The organism is Alcanivorax sp. 24 (genome assembly GCF_004360225.1).
Classification (GTDB): domain Bacteria; phylum Pseudomonadota; class Gammaproteobacteria; order Pseudomonadales; family Alcanivoracaceae; genus Alloalcanivorax; species Alloalcanivorax xiamenensis.
The window spans coordinates 138,657-153,135 of record NZ_SNUA01000009.1 but is presented as its reverse complement, the minus strand read 5'-3'; the positions used below and the strand labels follow the sequence as shown (position 1 = coordinate 153,135).

General features: G+C 62.3%; 16 protein-coding genes. 7 read left to right on the top strand and 9 right to left on the bottom strand.

What is annotated here, in order from left to right:
- Positions 1–120: 120 nt before the first annotated feature.
- Entirely contained in the window at positions 121–1,359 is a 1,239-nt protein-coding gene (locus E0L37_RS13690; protein ID WP_133492278.1) for a dienelactone hydrolase family protein, read from the bottom strand.
- Positions 1,360–1,483: 124 nt separating this feature from the next.
- On the opposite strand from E0L37_RS13690, the gene E0L37_RS13685 reads away from it, so the two are divergent.
- Complete coding sequence (locus tag E0L37_RS13685) at positions 1,484–2,047, top strand: gamma carbonic anhydrase family protein (protein ID WP_133492277.1); 564 nt, start codon at positions 1,484–1,486, stop codon at positions 2,045–2,047.
- Positions 2,048–2,054: 7 nt separating this feature from the next.
- The gene (locus tag E0L37_RS13680; protein WP_159661287.1) at positions 2,055–2,744 is read left to right on the top strand and encodes an alpha/beta fold hydrolase; all 690 of its coding nucleotides are present in this window, start codon (positions 2,055–2,057) and stop codon (positions 2,742–2,744) included.
- Here the strand turns inward: E0L37_RS13680 and E0L37_RS13675 are convergent.
- The 3 genes from E0L37_RS13675 to E0L37_RS13665 form a co-directional block, all read right to left on the bottom strand.
- Positions 2,741–4,087, bottom strand: coding sequence for an ATP-binding protein (locus E0L37_RS13675; protein WP_166643067.1), 1,347 nt, complete (start codon positions 4,085–4,087; stop codon positions 2,741–2,743). The genes E0L37_RS13680 and E0L37_RS13675 overlap by 4 nt on opposite strands.
- Positions 4,084–4,761: a response regulator gene (locus E0L37_RS13670; protein ID WP_133492275.1), complete on the bottom strand. Its 678-nt coding sequence runs from the start codon at positions 4,759–4,761 to the stop codon at positions 4,084–4,086. Before E0L37_RS13670 ends, E0L37_RS13675 begins: the two co-directional genes overlap by 4 nt.
- 77 nt (positions 4,762–4,838) lie before the next feature.
- Entirely contained in the window at positions 4,839–5,441 is a 603-nt protein-coding gene (locus tag E0L37_RS13665) for an outer membrane beta-barrel protein (RefSeq protein WP_133492274.1), read from the bottom strand.
- Between the two features lie 133 nt (positions 5,442–5,574).
- Between E0L37_RS13665 and E0L37_RS13660 the strand changes: the two genes are divergently transcribed.
- Positions 5,575–5,892, top strand: coding sequence for an antibiotic biosynthesis monooxygenase (locus tag E0L37_RS13660; protein WP_133492273.1), 318 nt, complete (start codon positions 5,575–5,577; stop codon positions 5,890–5,892).
- A 235-nt stretch (positions 5,893–6,127) separates the two neighbouring features.
- Here E0L37_RS13660 and E0L37_RS13655 read toward each other — a convergent pair whose 3' ends face one another.
- The gene (locus E0L37_RS13655) at positions 6,128–7,753 is read right to left on the bottom strand and encodes a long-chain-fatty-acid--CoA ligase (RefSeq protein WP_133492272.1); all 1,626 of its coding nucleotides are present in this window, start codon (positions 7,751–7,753) and stop codon (positions 6,128–6,130) included.
- A 242-nt stretch (positions 7,754–7,995) separates the two neighbouring features.
- On the opposite strand from E0L37_RS13655, the gene E0L37_RS13650 reads away from it, so the two are divergent.
- From E0L37_RS13650 to E0L37_RS13640, 3 genes are all read left to right on the top strand, one after another.
- A complete protein-coding gene (locus tag E0L37_RS13650; protein ID WP_133492271.1) occupies positions 7,996–8,823 on the top strand; it encodes an arylamine N-acetyltransferase in 828 nt (275 codons plus the stop codon).
- Between the two features lie 93 nt (positions 8,824–8,916).
- Complete coding sequence (locus E0L37_RS13645) at positions 8,917–9,828, top strand: recombination-associated protein RdgC (RefSeq protein ID WP_133492270.1); 912 nt, start codon at positions 8,917–8,919, stop codon at positions 9,826–9,828.
- Between the two features lie 135 nt (positions 9,829–9,963).
- Complete coding sequence (locus E0L37_RS13640; RefSeq protein ID WP_133492311.1) at positions 9,964–10,383, top strand: SRPBCC family protein; 420 nt, start codon at positions 9,964–9,966, stop codon at positions 10,381–10,383.
- A gap of 15 nt (positions 10,384–10,398) precedes the next feature.
- Here E0L37_RS13640 and E0L37_RS13635 read toward each other — a convergent pair whose 3' ends face one another.
- From E0L37_RS13635 to E0L37_RS13625, 3 genes are all read right to left on the bottom strand, one after another.
- Positions 10,399–10,743, bottom strand: coding sequence for a YciI family protein (locus tag E0L37_RS13635; RefSeq protein ID WP_133492269.1), 345 nt, complete (start codon positions 10,741–10,743; stop codon positions 10,399–10,401).
- Positions 10,744–10,765: 22 nt separating this feature from the next.
- On the bottom strand, positions 10,766–12,031 hold the full coding sequence (locus tag E0L37_RS13630; RefSeq protein ID WP_133492268.1) for an RNA polymerase sigma factor: 1,266 nt from the start codon (positions 12,029–12,031) through the stop codon (positions 10,766–10,768).
- A 74-nt stretch (positions 12,032–12,105) separates the two neighbouring features.
- A complete protein-coding gene (locus E0L37_RS13625) occupies positions 12,106–12,465 on the bottom strand; it encodes a YciI family protein (RefSeq protein ID WP_133492267.1) in 360 nt (119 codons plus the stop codon).
- A gap of 293 nt (positions 12,466–12,758) precedes the next feature.
- Between E0L37_RS13625 and E0L37_RS13620 the strand changes: the two genes are divergently transcribed.
- The gene (locus E0L37_RS13620) at positions 12,759–13,148 is read left to right on the top strand and encodes a nuclear transport factor 2 family protein (protein WP_133492266.1); all 390 of its coding nucleotides are present in this window, start codon (positions 12,759–12,761) and stop codon (positions 13,146–13,148) included.
- 197 nt (positions 13,149–13,345) lie between these two features.
- Here E0L37_RS13620 and E0L37_RS13615 read toward each other — a convergent pair whose 3' ends face one another.
- Positions 13,346–14,473 (bottom strand): zinc-dependent alcohol dehydrogenase family protein, encoded by a 1,128-nt coding sequence (locus tag E0L37_RS13615; protein ID WP_133492265.1) that lies wholly within the window; start codon positions 14,471–14,473, stop codon positions 13,346–13,348.
- Between the last annotated feature and the right edge of the window lie 6 nt (positions 14,474–14,479).

Below are 14,479 nucleotides of genomic sequence, written 5' to 3'. Positions count from 1 at the left end.
TCCCGCAAAGAAACTACGAGGCCGCTGTGGGAAGCTGCCTTGGCAGCGAACGGGCGTGTAACCACTGCTATCGCCAATGGCGGGGAGGCAGTGGTTCACGGGCCACGATCGGTCGGTGGCTCAGTCCCGGCCCGCGCTCTCCTTCCAGCGTGCCATCAGCGTATTGGAAGGCAGGGATTCGTCCAGCAGCTTGCGGGCGCTGTCCACGCCGGTTACCGGCAGGCCTGCCGGGTCCAGCAGGCCGATTTGCACCAGCACACTGGCCTGGTCCCAGTAGATGTGTTCGTGGCACAGCTTGTCGCCGCGGAAGCGCACCACGCCGAGCATGGGGATTTCCACTTTCCTGCCGGTGGCGGCGACGCCGGGCAGCAGCCAGTCGATTTCCCGGTCGTGGGTGAAGCTGAGCACGAACTCGTCGACGATCTGGCAGGCGCCAATGGTGCGGGAGATCGGCGTCAGCATCATGTCCTCGGGATTGCCGTGGACGAAATGGTGCTGATAGAAGCGGCTCAGCTGCGGATAACCGACGCCGCCGGTCATGGTGGGAATGTGGTTCACATAGGGTTCGGACACCATGGTGGCCATGGTCGCCGGGACATCGCGCGCGTCGAATTCGTAGCGCACGTGTTCCTCCCACAGGGCGGACAGATCGTATTCGGGGCCGATCTCCCTTTTCAGGGCGGCGATGGTGCGTTCATGCGCCATCTGCGCGGAGGGTTTGTGATAGTGGTCGCCTTTGGGCCGGGCAAAGGCATGATCCACTCCGGGATAGACGAAGGTTTCCAGGCGTGACACGGTGCCGCCCAGGGTGGTGATGATGCGGTTGCGGGCCGCGTCGTCGCAGAAGCCGTCCAATTCGGCGAAATGCAGCACCAGCCGCCCCCGGATCGACCCGGCCTCTTGCAGATGGTTCTCGATACCGACTCCGTAGTAGCCGACGCTGCACGCCACATCGGTGCGGCAGGCGGTCAGATAGGCCAGCTTGCCGCCCAGGCAATAGCCGACGAAGCCCAAATCGTCTCCGCTCACCTCCGGCCGTTGCCGCAGGGCATCCAGCGTGGCGGCGATGTCGTCGATGGCCAGATCCAGATCAATGGTTTGGAACAGTTCGAAAGCGCGACCGAAATCCTGCTCGGTGTAGCCCAGTTCGATACCGGGTTCGATGCGCCAGAACAAATCCGGAACCAGGGTGACGTAGCCTTCCTCGGCGTAATACTCCGCCAGCTCGCGCATGGTGCCGTTGACACCGAAAATCTCCTGACCCAGCACCAGCCCGGGCCCCCGGCCCCCTTCCGGCACGGCCAGATAGGCGCGGAAATGACCGCCGTCGCGGGCCTCGATATCAATGAACTGTCCCATGCTATGCTCCCTGTCGGACCGGCCTGTCCGGTCTCTTTGATAATGCTGGGGTGAACAGGCCCTAAATGTACGCTACGAAATTCCGAATGGTATGAAACCGCAATCAGCATAAGGAGAACAAGCCATGGGGTTCATCGATTCCCGCGCCAACATTCACGACAGTGCCTACGTTCACGAATCCGCTTACCTGTATGGCGATATCACCATCGAGGAAGGGGCATCCGTGTGGATCAACGCGGCGGCGCGGGCGGAAGCCTATGACATCCACATCGGCCGTTACAGCAACATTCAGGATTTCGTCATGATTCACATCGGCAGCGGCTGTGGTACCCGGGTGGGCGAGTACTGTTCCATTACCCACCATGTGACGCTGCATGGCTGCACCATTGGTAACAACTGCCTGATCGGCATCAACAGTACCATCATGGACGGTTGCGTGATCGGTGATAACTGCATCATTGCCGGCCATACCTTCCTCAAGGAAGGCACGGTGATTCCCGATAATTCCATCGTCATGGGGTCGCCCGGCGAAGTGCGCCGCCAACGCGATAACCGCGTCGCCAACCGGGTCAACGCCCTGGCTTACCATCGCAATGCCCGCGCCTACGCCGAAGGCGACCATCGCGCCTGGGAAGACATGGCGCTGTTTCAGCGATTGGTTCAGGAAGTAACGGAAAGCGAGCGGTAAAACGCGCATGAAACTGATGCTGCTGCCGGGGATGGATGGAACGGGGCTGCTTTTTCGCGACCTGCTGACGCATCTGACGTCGCTGGAATGCGAAGTGATTCCGCTTCCGGACAGTGGGCGGCAGGACATCGAGCGCCTCTCCGATCACATCGCCGGCCAGTTGCCGGATAGCGACTATATGCTGCTGGCGGAGTCCTTTTCCGGGAAGATCGCGGAGCGGCTCCTGCTGCGGGAGGACCCGAACCTCAAGGCGGTTATTTTCGTGGCGTCTTTTCTTTCCAGACCCGGTAGGTTGCTTCCCGGGCTGGCGGCGGCCTTGCCGGTCAAATCATTGCTGGCGCTGCCCGCCTCATCGTTGGGAATTCGATGGTTTCTCATGGGGCGGGACGCTTCCGATGATGCGATTGCCCGGTTCAAACAGACAGTAAGCACGGTGCCGGGAAAGGTGCTTGGGGAACGGCTCAGACAAATAGCGGGTATGCGTTTTGAAGGCCACCAGTTCACTGTGCCGGCGCTGTATCTTCGGCCCCGCGATGATGTTCTGGTAAGGAACGCCACCGAGGAGTTCCAGGCTGCCTTTGCCGATCTGAATATCGTCGAACTCGAGGGGCCGCATTTTATCCTTCAGGCGAGACCGGAGCAGTGCGCGCACAGAATCGCGGAGGCCGTGCGCGGGTGGTTCCCAACTGCCTCCTAGCGAGGAAAGAACAACATGAAGCGGGCGCCGCCGAGGGGGGAATCGTCCAGGGTCAGGGTCGCCGAATAGCTGTCGAGAATGTCCTTGACCACCGCCAGCCCCAGCCCCTGGCCGGGATGGCGGGTATCCAGCCGCTCGCCCCTTCGGAGGATGCGTTCGCGCTGATCCCCGGCGATGCCGGGGCCGTCGTCTTCCACCACCAGGATGTCACCGTCGCTGAGCCGTCGGGCGCTGACGCGTACCCGGCTGAGACAGAGGCGATAGGCGTTTTCCAGAAGATTGCCGAGTACCTCCAGCAGCGCGCCTTGTTCCAGCGGTACCATGAAGTGCTTGGGAACAGCCCGCTCCAGAGTGACCCGCTTCCCATGGTGGACTTTGTCCAGGGCGGTTTCCAGTGTGTCCAGCAAGGGCGCCAGTGCCACCTGGTGACGGATCAAGCCGCTACGACGCAGCGAAGCCCGTTGCAGTTGAAAACCGATCTGTTGGTTCATGCGCTCGATTTGATCGCCCATGATTTCCACCTGCTCGTGATTTTCCCGACGGGAAGACAGCGTCTCGCCCACCGCCTGAAGCAGGCTCAGAGGGGTCTTCAGACCGTGGGCCAGATCCGCCAGGGAATCCCGATAGCGCTCCCGCTGCAGCCGTTCACCGTCGAGCAAACGGTTCAGTGAGCGGGTCAGACGCAGCAGTTCCCGGGGATGGTCTTCGCTGAGACGCTCCCGCTCGCCGCTTTCCACCTGGTCCAATTCTTCTTTCATGCCGCGCAGGGTGCGCAAACCCCAGGTCAGCCCCAGCCACAGCAGTAACAACAACACCAGAAGACCGCCGCCGAGCCAGACATAAAGCTGCTTGCGCAGGCCGGACAGCATGGCGTCATAGTCCCGGGACGGCTGTACGGTGACGATGCTGTAGGCGGCGTTCTCGCCCCGCAGCAAATCAATTTCCATGTCGTAGACGAACAATCTGACGCCGTTGGCGTCGCGAATGCGGTGCAACTCGCGGTTCTTGTCGCCGTCATAACGGGGCAGGTAATCGATGTTCAGATCGTGGGTGGAGGCGGAGCGCCAGAGCAGATGGCCATCGCGGTCATAGATATAGCCGAACAGCTTGTTGTCGAGGAGGGAGAATTCCTCGTCGGGCAAATGATCGGGCATGTGCAAGCGGCCATCTTCCACCCGGGCGGCGGAAATCAGAGTGCTCACATCCGCCGCCAGCCGCTGTTCGATGGTGTCTTCCAGTGCCAGGCTGAACGCCTGCTGCAGGGCCTGTTGCAGGGCAATGATGAACAGCACCGCCAGAGTGGCGGCGCCGAGCATCAGTCGCAGGCGCAGGGAGCGTTTCACCGGCAACGCTCGGTAAACAGATAGCCTTGCCCGCGTACCGTCTCGATCGGCCGGAAGCCACCCGGTTGATCCAGTTTGCGACGCAGGCGCCCGACCAGCACCTCGATCACATTGGGATCGCGGTCCTGGTCATCGGGGTAGAGCTGTTCCATCAGCCGGTCCTTGCTCACCACCTGCTGATGGTGGCGCATCAGGTACTCGAGAATCCGGTATTCATAGGCGGTCAGCCCGAGGCCGTGCCCGCCGACACGGGCCTGCCGCCGATTCAGATCCAGCACCAGGGGGCCGGCCTCGATAGTCGATTGAACGAACCCGGAGGCGCGCCGCAGCAGGGCGTTCAAGCGCGCTTCCAACTCCTCGAACTGGAACGGTTTGACCACGTAGTCGTCGGCGCCGGCGGCCAGCCCTTCCACTTTGTCCTGCCAGTTGCCGCGGGCAGTAAGAATCAAGATGGGAAAATCCCGGCCCTGATTGCGAATCTCGCGAATCAGGTCCAGACCACTCATGCCGGGTAATCCGAGATCGACGATGGCCAGGTCATGATGGTATTCCCTGGCCCGGTACAGCGCCTCCTCGGCATCGGCCACCGCATCCACCACGTGACCCTGCTCGCCCAGACGGCTGTACAGATGGTGGCGCAGTAACGCCTCGTCTTCCACCACCAGCAGTTTCATGGGGCCTCCGATAATGCCTCGCCGGCGTGGAGCCGGCGAGGAGAGGTTTCAAGTAGCATGGCACCTGACGGCGCCGATCAGAACCGATAGTTTACGCCGACATAGAACTGCTCGCTGCTGTGCAGATCAGCGCGGCCGGCATTGCCCACGCCGCGTTCCTTCAGCCGCGCGTCGGCGCTGGTGCGCAGGTAGCGGTAGCCGCCTTCCAGCGCCACGTTATGGCCGAGATCCTGAATGATGCCGGCCTGTACACCGCCGGCCAGGCCCACGTCACGATCCCGGTGGAAACCGCGGCTTTCCTGCTCCAGGCTGACCAGGCCGGCGCTGACGCCACCGAACAGTTGAGTCCCTTGATCGCCTACCGGTAGCAGGGCGTCATAGCTGCCAAGCAGATTCTGCTGGCGGAATTTGTACTGGTGCCGGGTATCGGAGGCATAGTCGTACGTGACGTAGACGCGGGCGTTGTCTTCCACGGTGCCGAAACGCGCACCCCAGGTACCGCTGTTGTTGATGGCCCCGTCCAGATCGGGGTCGTTCAACTGCGCGTTCACCGAGTGGGATTTCCGCATGTTGTTACTGGTTTCACCCCAGGTGATGCCGCCGAAATGATCGGCGGCCTGGGCCAGCCCGATAGCCCCGATCAGAGTGCTGCCCAATACCAGTTTGCCGAATGTTTTCATGGCTTTGATCCTTTGTTGCTGACACGGTTTAACGATGCGGCCAGCATAGAGAGGGCACCCTGAACCGGGCCTGTCGTCTTCCTGAACGGAGCTTGAACGGAAGGTAAAAAGTGCGGAAAGAGAGGGCACAGCCATGAAGTTTATTTTCGAAGTGAAAATGAAGCCGGGCTACACGGTGGCGGAGTACGCCGAGGCCTGGATCGAGGCCAGTGAGATCATTCAGCAGGCGCCGGGAGCCCGGGGCACCTACTTGCACCGCAAGATCGGTGAACCGGATACCCTGCTGGCCATCGCGCATTGGGAATCCAAGGCCCGCCGGGACGCCAAGGATGACCGCCGCAGCGAGATCGTGCGCGGTATCCTGGAAAAACACGCCCGGACTTGCGAGATCACCGTGATCGGTGAGTTCGAGGAGCCGGAGTGGCAGGTGCTGCCGCCCCGGCGGGATTAGAACAGAAGTAGCGGAGACAATCGGAGGCTACCACGAAGCCGCTGTGGGTGCTTGCGTACAAGCGAATAGCCAACGGCCCGAGGGCATTCGCGGCCAAGGCCGCTTCCCACCGCAATGGGCGACGAAGCCGCTGTGGGAAGCTTGCTTGCAAGCGAATTCTTCACCCTTCGAGAGTACTTCATTCGCCAGCAGGGCTGGCTCTCACGGCGGCTTTGTCGTTCCCGTGAGAGGCGGTTCAGCCCTGGTTCAGCAGGGTATCGCCGAATTCCTCGCGCAGTTTGTTTTTCAGCACCTTGCCGGTGGCATTGCGGGGCAGTTGTTCCACGAACACCACGGCGTCGGGAATCTGCCAGGAGGCTACCTTGCCTTCGAAACCGGCCAGGATGTCCTGTTCCGAGGGAGTCTGACCTTCCGCCTTGACGGCGATTAGCAACGGACGCTCATCCCACTTGGCGTGACGGGCGGCGATCACCGCGGCGTCGGCCAACTCGTCCATGCCCATGGCCAGGTTTTCCAGTTCCACCGAACTGATCCACTCGCCGCCGGATTTGATCACATCCTTGGAGCGGTCCTTGATGGTGAGGATGCCGTTGGCGTCGAGGGTGGCGATGTCTCCGGTGGGGAACCAGCCGTCGCGGTGCGGTGCCGGGGTGTCCACATTGAAGTAGGCGTCGATCACCCAGTGGCCCTGAGCGTAGAGGTTGCCTTGCGCCTCGCCATCGTTGGGCAGGTCGCGGCCATCGTCATCCATGATTTTCAATGCCACGCCGAACGGCGGCCGGCCCTGCTTGGCGCGCACCGCCGCCTGCTCATCCGCTGACAGACTCAGGTGCTTGTGCAGCAGGGTGCTGACCGAGCCGATCGGGCTCATTTCGGTCATGCCCCAGGCGTGCAGAGTGTCGACATCGTAGTCGTCACGGAAGGTGGCGATCATCGATGGCGGGCAGGCGGAGCCGCCGATCACCGTGCGGTTCAGGCTGGGTACCTTCTCGCCGCTCTTCTTCAGGGAGCCGATCAGACCCTGCCACAGGGTCGGTACGCCGGCGGCCAGGGTGACCTGATGTTCGTTGATCAGGTTTTTCAGGCTGTCGCCGTCCAGGTTCGGTCCGGGCAGCACCAACTTGGCACCGACCATGGCGGCGGCGTAGGGGATCCCCCAGGCGTTCACATGGAACATCGGGACCACCGGCATGATGCAGTCCCGCCCGCTGAGCCCCAGGCTGTCGGGCATCACCACCGCGTAGGAATGCAGCACCGTGGAGCGGTGGGAATAGAGCGCGCCCTTGGGGTTGCCGGTGGTGCCGGAGGTGTAGCACAGGCTGGAGGCGGTGTTCTCGTCAAACTCCGGCCAGCGGAAGTCCGGGACGCCCTTGGCCACCAGATCGTCATAGCCGACGATGCCGGGAATCTGCTTTTCCGCTTCCTCGTCCACCGGTCCCATCAACACGATGTGTTTCAGATGATCCAGCTTGTCACGGATGGCGGCGATCAGCGGGAGGAAGGTTCTGTCGATGAACAGGACCTTGTCCTCGGCGTGATTGAAAATGTACACCAGTTGTTCCGGGAACAGCCGGGGATTGATGGTGTGGCAGACCAGGCCGGCGCCGGAGACGCCGAAATAGACTTCCAGGTGCCGATAGTTGTTCCAGGCCAGAGTGGCGGCCCGGTCGCACTGCTCCAAACCCAGTTGCAGCAGCGCGGAAGCCAGCTGACGTGAACGTTGTTCCACCTCGCCCCAGGTGGTGCGGTGCACGCCGCCGGTGGTTTCCACCGAGACGATCTCGGCGTCGCCGTGGTAACGGGCGGCGTGGGTGATCTGGCTGCTGATCAGCAGCGGCTGTTGCATCATTTGGCCAAGCATTGTTGTTCTCCCGGAGCTGGCTTGTTGTTTTTACGGTTTGTTGGTTCTTGGGTGATCAGTCGTGTCAGGGCGCAGGCATTTAGGCGTGATTCGGCCTGTTATTTGAATAAGCCGGGTTGACCTTTTGCGGCGATAGGCAAAAACCGTATGACCGCCGCTTTACCTTAAGCATGGTTGAGGTCCTAGCCTTGACCCCTCCATAGCTTGATGCCCTATCAGACCAAGAGGAAGGAGAGGACGCAATGACCAATCGGGTGGATCTCAATGCCTATCTGGAGCGAATCGACTATCGCGGCCCGCGCACGCCGGGGCTGTCACTGCTGGCGGAACTGCAACGACGGCACATCGCGACCATTCCCTTCGAGAACCTGTCGCCGTTTCTCGGTCTGGAGGTCGAGCTGTCTCCACAGGGGCTGGAACGTAAGCTGATTCACCAGAAAAGGGGCGGTTATTGCTATGAGCATAACCTGCTGTTCAAGAACATCCTCGAACAACTGGGATTTCAGGTCAGTGGTCTGGGCGCCCGGGTACTGTGGGAGCAGCCTTACACGGCGCGGCCGGCGGTGTCCCACATGCTGCTGCGGGCCACCCTGGATGAGGTGGATTATCTGGTGGACACCGGATTCGGCGCCCTGACCCCCACCGCGCCCCTGCGGCTGGATCGTGTGGGCCCGCAGGAGACCGTCCATGAGCCCTATCGCGTGCTGCATCTGAACGATCATTTCCTGCTCGAGGCTTACGCGGGGACGGGCTGGAAAACCCTGTACCGGTTCGATCTGCGCGAGTTGTGGCAGGCGGATTACGAAATGGCCAGCTGGTATCTGTCGCACCACCCGCAATCCCACTTTGTCACCAACCTGGTGGCTTGCCGGGCGGATGCCGATGGCCGCCGGAACCTGAATAACCAGCGCCTGTCGATCTATCCGCCAGGACAGGAGCGTCAGCGGCGGACGCTGAGCAGCGTGGCGGAAGTGCTGGCGGTGCTGGAACAGGAAATCGGGCTGAGACTCCCGGATCACCCGGCCTTGGAGCGGCGGGTGGCGGACTTGCTGGCGGCCGGGGCGGGTTGATGTCTCGCGGTGGATCATCGGTGCTTGAGGCCGCGGCGTCCCTTGGTTAGTGTTGCCGGTTTCCCCCAAAGATCGCCCCGAGAGTAGAACGTTATGTGGATCAAGAATCTGACGGTGTTTAGCGCCAAGGACCCCTTTACCTGGCCGGTGTCGGAACTGGAAGCCCAACTGGAAGGCGCCCGTTGTCAGCCCTGCGGCAGCCAGGCTCCCAGCAGCGAGGGTTTCGTGCCGCCGCTCAAGGGTGAGGAGCGCATGGTGTTCGCGGTGGAAGGGTTCGTCTACTGCGTGCATCAGGAGATCACCCGCTTGTTGCCCGGTCCGGTGATCAAGGAGGAACTGGATGAGCGGGTGGAGCAGATCCAGGAGCGTGATGACCGCCGTGTGGGCCGTAAGGAAAGGGCGGAACTCAAGGAGCAGATTACCTTTGAGTTGCTGCCGAGGGCATTCACCCGCTCCCGCCGCACCGGTGTATTGATCGATCTGGAGCGCGGCCGGATTCTGGTGGACAGTTCTTCCTCCACCCGTGCCGAGCAGGTGGTGTCGGTGCTGCGCGAGGCGCTGGGCTCGTTGCCGGTGACCCATGCCGGCGGTGAAAGCGCGCCCACCACCGCGTTCGCCGGCTGGCTGCGGGATCACCGGCAATTGCCGGAGGACTTCGGTCTTGGTGATCGCTGCGAGTTGAAGGATGTGAAAGGCGAGGGCGCCAGTGTGCGATTTACCGCGGTGGATCTCGGCCGCGAGGAAATCCTGGCCCACCTGGACACCGACATGGTGCCGGTACGGGTGAACCTGTCCTGGAATGACCAGTTGGAGTTCGACCTGACCGACGGCCTGGACCTGAAACGCATCAAGGCGCTGGATCAGTTCCAGGAGAACCTGGACGGCATGGAGGCGGACGATGCCGTGGCGGAGCTGATGGCGCGCATCAGTTTGCAGGGCAACGCCTTGCGTAACCTGCTGGACGGCATCTACCAATACTTTCAGGTAAAAGCCGACGCGGCCTGAAACGGCGCCCGCAATGGCCCGAGCGGACCTGTGCCCACCGTCGCGGGGGCACAACAATAGAACGCTTTGAACCGGGGCGACGACCACCGCGCCGTCGTCCTTGGGGGGACTTCTTCAGGATAGTGGGTGGATACCATGCAGCGTATTGAGATCAACCGGAGCTTTCCGTTTCCGGTGGAGAAACTGTTCGATTTCCTCAGTGATCACGAAAACCTGGAACTGATTTTCGCGCCGGCGAAAATTCAGCGAATCAAGGAAGGCGTGGACGCCCCCAATGGCGTCGGTTCGGTGCGCCGCATGCGTATCCTGCTGGCGCCGCCGTTCGAGGAAACCGTGACCGAAGTGGTGCCCAACGAACGGATCGAGTATCGCATCAGCAAGGGCAGTCCGCTGAAGAATCACCAGGGCGTGATGAGTTTCTCCGCGCAACCGGACGGTGGCAGCCGGCTGCACTACGTCATCACCTTCCAGGGCAAATTGCCGCTGGTGGGGCCACTCATCAAGGCCGGGTTGCAGCGCGGCATTGAACGCGGCCTGAGCCGGCTGCGGCTTTAGTCAGCGTAACAACGGTCAGGGCTGCAACTCCCGCACCGGCCGCACTTCCACGCAGCCCACCCGCGCCGCCGGAATTCGTGCCGCGAGCTGGATCGCCTGGTTCAGGTCGCGGGCATCGATCAGATAGAACCCCGCCAGTTGTTCCTTGGTTTCGGCGAAGGGGCCGTCGGTGACCGAAGTAGTGCCCTGGTGCAGACGCACGGTGACGGCGGTATTGACCGGCTCCAGGGCCTCGGCGGCCACCAGTTGGCCGCTGGCCTCCACGGTCTCGCAGTAGGCCTCGCATTCGGCGTCTTCCGGACTCTCCGGCAAGCCGTGCAGTTTTTCTTCTTCGCAGTAGACCAGACACAGGTATTTCATCGATGGATCCTCAACGGGGGCGTTATAACGAAGATGGGATAACGGAGGACAGCTCCGTCACCCGTTTTTCCAACAAGCGCCGCTCCGCCCCCTGGTGGCTCAGCGTCAGAGCCTCCTGGTAGACCCGCAGCGCATCCTGGTGGCGGCCCAGCCGACGCAGCAGATCGGCACGGGCGGCCCGGGCTGGCAGATAGCCGTCCAATTGACCGTCGTCCAGCAGCGCATCCACCAGTTTCAGGCCCGCTTCCCAGCCATCCCGCATGGCCACCGCCACCGCCCGGTTCAATTCGATCACCGGTGACGGGCTGGTGCGCAACAAAACGTCGTAGAGGCCGACGATCTGCGGCCAGTCGGTCTGGTCGGCACTGGTGGCTTCGCCATGCACGGCGGCAATGGCGGCCTGCAAGGTATAGGCTCCGAACCGGCCCTCGCCGAGGGCGCGCTCCACCAGGGCGGTGCCCTGCCGGATCAAGTCCTGATCCCATAACGAGCGGTCCTGATCCTCCAATAAAACCACGTCGCCCTGGTGATCCAGGCGGGCCGGACGCCGGGCCTCGATCAGCAACATCAGCGCCAGCAGGCCGCGCGCTTCGGACTCGGGCAGCAATTCCACCAGCAAGGCGCCGAGCCGGATGGCCTCGCGGGACAGATCCGGACGTGTCAGGTTCTCGCCGGAAGAGGCGAAATAACCCTCGTTGAAGACCAGATAAATCACCTGCAGCACGGAGTCGAGCCGTTCGTTGAGCTCCTGCCGTTCCGGTACCTGGTAAGGGATGCCGGCCTGCCGGATTTTGTTCTTGGCACGCACGATGCGTTGCGCCATGGTCGGTGTGGCCACCAGGTAGGCGCTGGCGATTTCCTCGGTGGTGAGGTCGCACACCTCTCGCAGGGTCAGCGCTACCCGGGCGTCGGCGGGCAGGGCCGGGTGGCAGCAGGTGAAGATCAGCCGCAAACGGTCATCTTCCAATTCCTCTTCCTCGCCGGGGGGCGGCACATCCTTTTCCAGGCGCCGGGCGATCTCTTCCTGGGAAGCGTCAAAGCGGGCGCGCCGGCGCAGGGTGTCGATGGCCTTGAAGCGGCCGGTGGAGACCAGCCAGGCTCGGGGCTGCTCGGGAATGCCATCCCTTGGCCATTGCTCCATGGCGGCGATGAAGGCGTCCTGCAGAGCCTCCTCGGCCAGGTCGAAGTCGCCCAGCAGACGGATGAGCGTGGCCAGTACCCGGCGGGACTCCGCCTGGTACAGAGAGGCCACCTGACGTTGCAGCGCCGGTGAGGCGGGGCTGTCCATGCGTCGCTCCTGGGCTTGCCGGATCGGTTGGGAGGTGGAGAGCCTGTTCATGCTAACAACAACCGCGGATCGCATCATGGGGTTTCCTCCGCTGTGGTGACCGGCCGCACTTCCACGGCGCCAAGCCGGCAGGCGGGCAGATGGGCGGCCAGGGCCAGGGCTTCATCCAAATGGGCGGCCTCCAGCACCAGCCAGCCGGCCAATTGCACCGGGCCTTCGGTGGCCGGCCCCGGTTCGATCCGCCGCCGTTCATCGCGGTATCGCAGAGTGGTGGCGGTGAGCGTGCACGCCACCGTGCCGCTGGCGTGCAGTCTTTGGTGTTGACGCAATTGTTGGCGTAATACCCGGGCGCTGTCGTGCAGTGCCCGCCGCTCATCCGCCGGCAGTCGTTCCAGAGCGTCTTCGTTCACGTAAATCAGACACAGATACTTCATCGGCGCTCCCGTTTCCCGCCTGGCTGTCCTTGAGTAATCGTCCGGGGAAGGCGGAATTCGACAGCGCTGGCGGCTAGTAAGTCGCTTACACGCAACACGCAACACGCAAACAGGCTCGGGCTTTGGCGTGCAAGCGTGTTGCGTGTAAGCGTGCCAGCGAATTCACAACATTCCTTCTTTGATGGTGACAGCCCACGCCAGTGTGCTATCGTTGGCCTCTGTTATGTTTACACCGTAAACAATAAGGCGCTAAGACAATCCCTGACGATAAAATCCAACGAGAGGAACTGGCCGTGATAGAAAAAACCATCGCCGAATGGCACAAGCTGGTGGACGCCCGGGATGCCGCCGGGCTGAATGCGATTCTGGCCGACAATGTGGTGTTTCACTCGCCGGTGGTGCATACCCCCCAGGAAGGCAAGGCGATCACCACCCTTTACCTGACCGCCGCCCTGCGCACTCTGAATAACGAGCACTTCCGTTATGAGCGGGAGATTCTGGACGGCAATAACGCGGTGCTGGAGTTTTCCACCAATCTGGAAGGGATTCATATCAACGGCATCGACATGATCCACTGTGATGATCAGGGCCGTATTGACGACTTCAAGGTGATGGTCCGCCCGTTGAAAGCGGTGAACAAGATCCACCAGATGATGGCGGCGATGCTGGAGAAGTTGAAATAATAGCGCTGGCACGCGACACGCGACACGCGACACGCGACGCGCTTACACGCAACACGCTTGCACGCCATGCTTGCTGGCCTTGGGATAGACGGAAAGGCTTGATGGCTTGGGAAGTCCGTCATCGCTGGCACGCTGTTGCTTGGGGTTTAGCGTGCCAGCGTGTTGCGTGTAAGCGCGTCGCGTGTCGCGTGCCAGCGTTAGTCGAACAGAATCACCTGGCGAATCGCTTCGCCATCAGCCAGGCGGTCGAAGCCTTCGTTGATATCTTCCAGTTTCAGCCGATGGGTGAGCAGCTTGTCCACTGGCAGACGGCCGGCCAGGTACAGGGCCACGTACTCGGGAATATCCAGGGCCGGCACATGGCCGCCCAGATAGGAACCCAGCAGGCTGCGCTCTTCCGCTACCAACTGCACCGGGCTCACCGCCATGCGGGTGCTGGGGTGAGGTAAGCCGGCGGTCACCGTTTTGCCGCCCTTGCCGGTGGCGGCGAAGGCGAACTCCAGCGCCGGGCCAACACCGGCGAATTCCGCGGCAATGTCCACGCCGCCGCCGCTGATCGCCTTGACCTGTTCCACCGCATCCTCGTCCTTGGAGTTCACCACATGAGTGGCGCCCAGGGACTTGGCCATGTCCAGTTTGTCCTGGGCAATATCGGCGGCGATGATCTGGCGGGCGCCACCGGCCACCGCGCCCAGTACCGCTGACAATCCGACACCACCGAGGCCCACCACCAGCACCGACTGGCCGGCGCGCAAACCGGCGGTGTGCACCACCGCACCGACCCCGGTGAGCACGGCGCAGCCGAATACCGCGGCGATATCGAACGGCAGGTCCTTGCTGACCTTCACCGCGGAGCGCCGTGACGTCACCGCGTACTCGGCGAAGCCGGAGACGCCCAGGTGGTGATTCACGGTATGCTCGTTCTGATGCAGACGCATGCCGCCGCCGAGCAGCGTGCCTTCGTTGTTGGCGGCGGCTCCCGGCGCGCACAGAGCGGCACGGCCATCGAGACAGTAGTCGCAGGTGCCGCAACTGGGGACGAAGGAAAACACTACGTGATCACCGACTTCCAGATCGGTGACGCCGTCACCCACTTCCATTACCTCACCAGCGGCTTCGTGGCCCAGGGCCATGGGCAGAGGGCGCGGACGGTTGCCGTCGATCACCGACAGATCCGAATGGCACAGGCCAGCGGCGCGTACCCGCACCAGAATCTCGCCGTGCCCGGGGGCATCCAATTCCAGCTCTTCGATCTTCAGCGGCTGGGATGTTTTATAGGGGCGCTGGGCGCCCATTTCGCGCAATACCGCGGCACGTGTTTTCATCGCTCT

Coding starts and splice junctions, on each gene's coding strand:
- E0L37_RS13690 (WP_133492278.1), bottom strand. CDS start 1,359: ATGGGACAGTTCATTGATATCGAGGCCCGCGACGGCGGTCATTTCCGC.
- E0L37_RS13630 (WP_133492268.1), bottom strand. CDS start 12,031: ATGGACAGCCCCGCCTCACCGGCGCTGCAACGTCAGGTGGCCTCTCTG.
- E0L37_RS13670 (WP_133492275.1), bottom strand. CDS start 4,761: ATGAAACTGCTGGTGGTGGAAGACGAGGCGTTACTGCGCCACCATCTG.
- E0L37_RS13665 (WP_133492274.1), bottom strand. CDS start 5,441: ATGAAAACATTCGGCAAACTGGTATTGGGCAGCACTCTGATCGGGGCT.
- E0L37_RS13640 (WP_133492311.1), top strand. CDS start 9,964: ATGCAGCGTATTGAGATCAACCGGAGCTTTCCGTTTCCGGTGGAGAAA.
- E0L37_RS13625 (WP_133492267.1), bottom strand. CDS start 12,465: ATGAAGTATCTGTGTCTGATTTACGTGAACGAAGACGCTCTGGAACGA.
- E0L37_RS13650 (WP_133492271.1), top strand. CDS start 7,996: ATGACCAATCGGGTGGATCTCAATGCCTATCTGGAGCGAATCGACTAT.
- E0L37_RS13655 (WP_133492272.1), bottom strand. CDS start 7,753: ATGCTTGGCCAAATGATGCAACAGCCGCTGCTGATCAGCAGCCAGATC.
- E0L37_RS13615 (WP_133492265.1), bottom strand. CDS start 14,473: ATGAAAACACGTGCCGCGGTATTGCGCGAAATGGGCGCCCAGCGCCCC.
- E0L37_RS13660 (WP_133492273.1), top strand. CDS start 5,575: ATGAAGTTTATTTTCGAAGTGAAAATGAAGCCGGGCTACACGGTGGCG.
- E0L37_RS13645 (WP_133492270.1), top strand. CDS start 8,917: ATGTGGATCAAGAATCTGACGGTGTTTAGCGCCAAGGACCCCTTTACC.
- E0L37_RS13680 (WP_159661287.1), top strand. CDS start 2,055: ATGAAACTGATGCTGCTGCCGGGGATGGATGGAACGGGGCTGCTTTTT.
- E0L37_RS13635 (WP_133492269.1), bottom strand. CDS start 10,743: ATGAAATACCTGTGTCTGGTCTACTGCGAAGAAGAAAAACTGCACGGC.
- E0L37_RS13685 (WP_133492277.1), top strand. CDS start 1,484: ATGGGGTTCATCGATTCCCGCGCCAACATTCACGACAGTGCCTACGTT.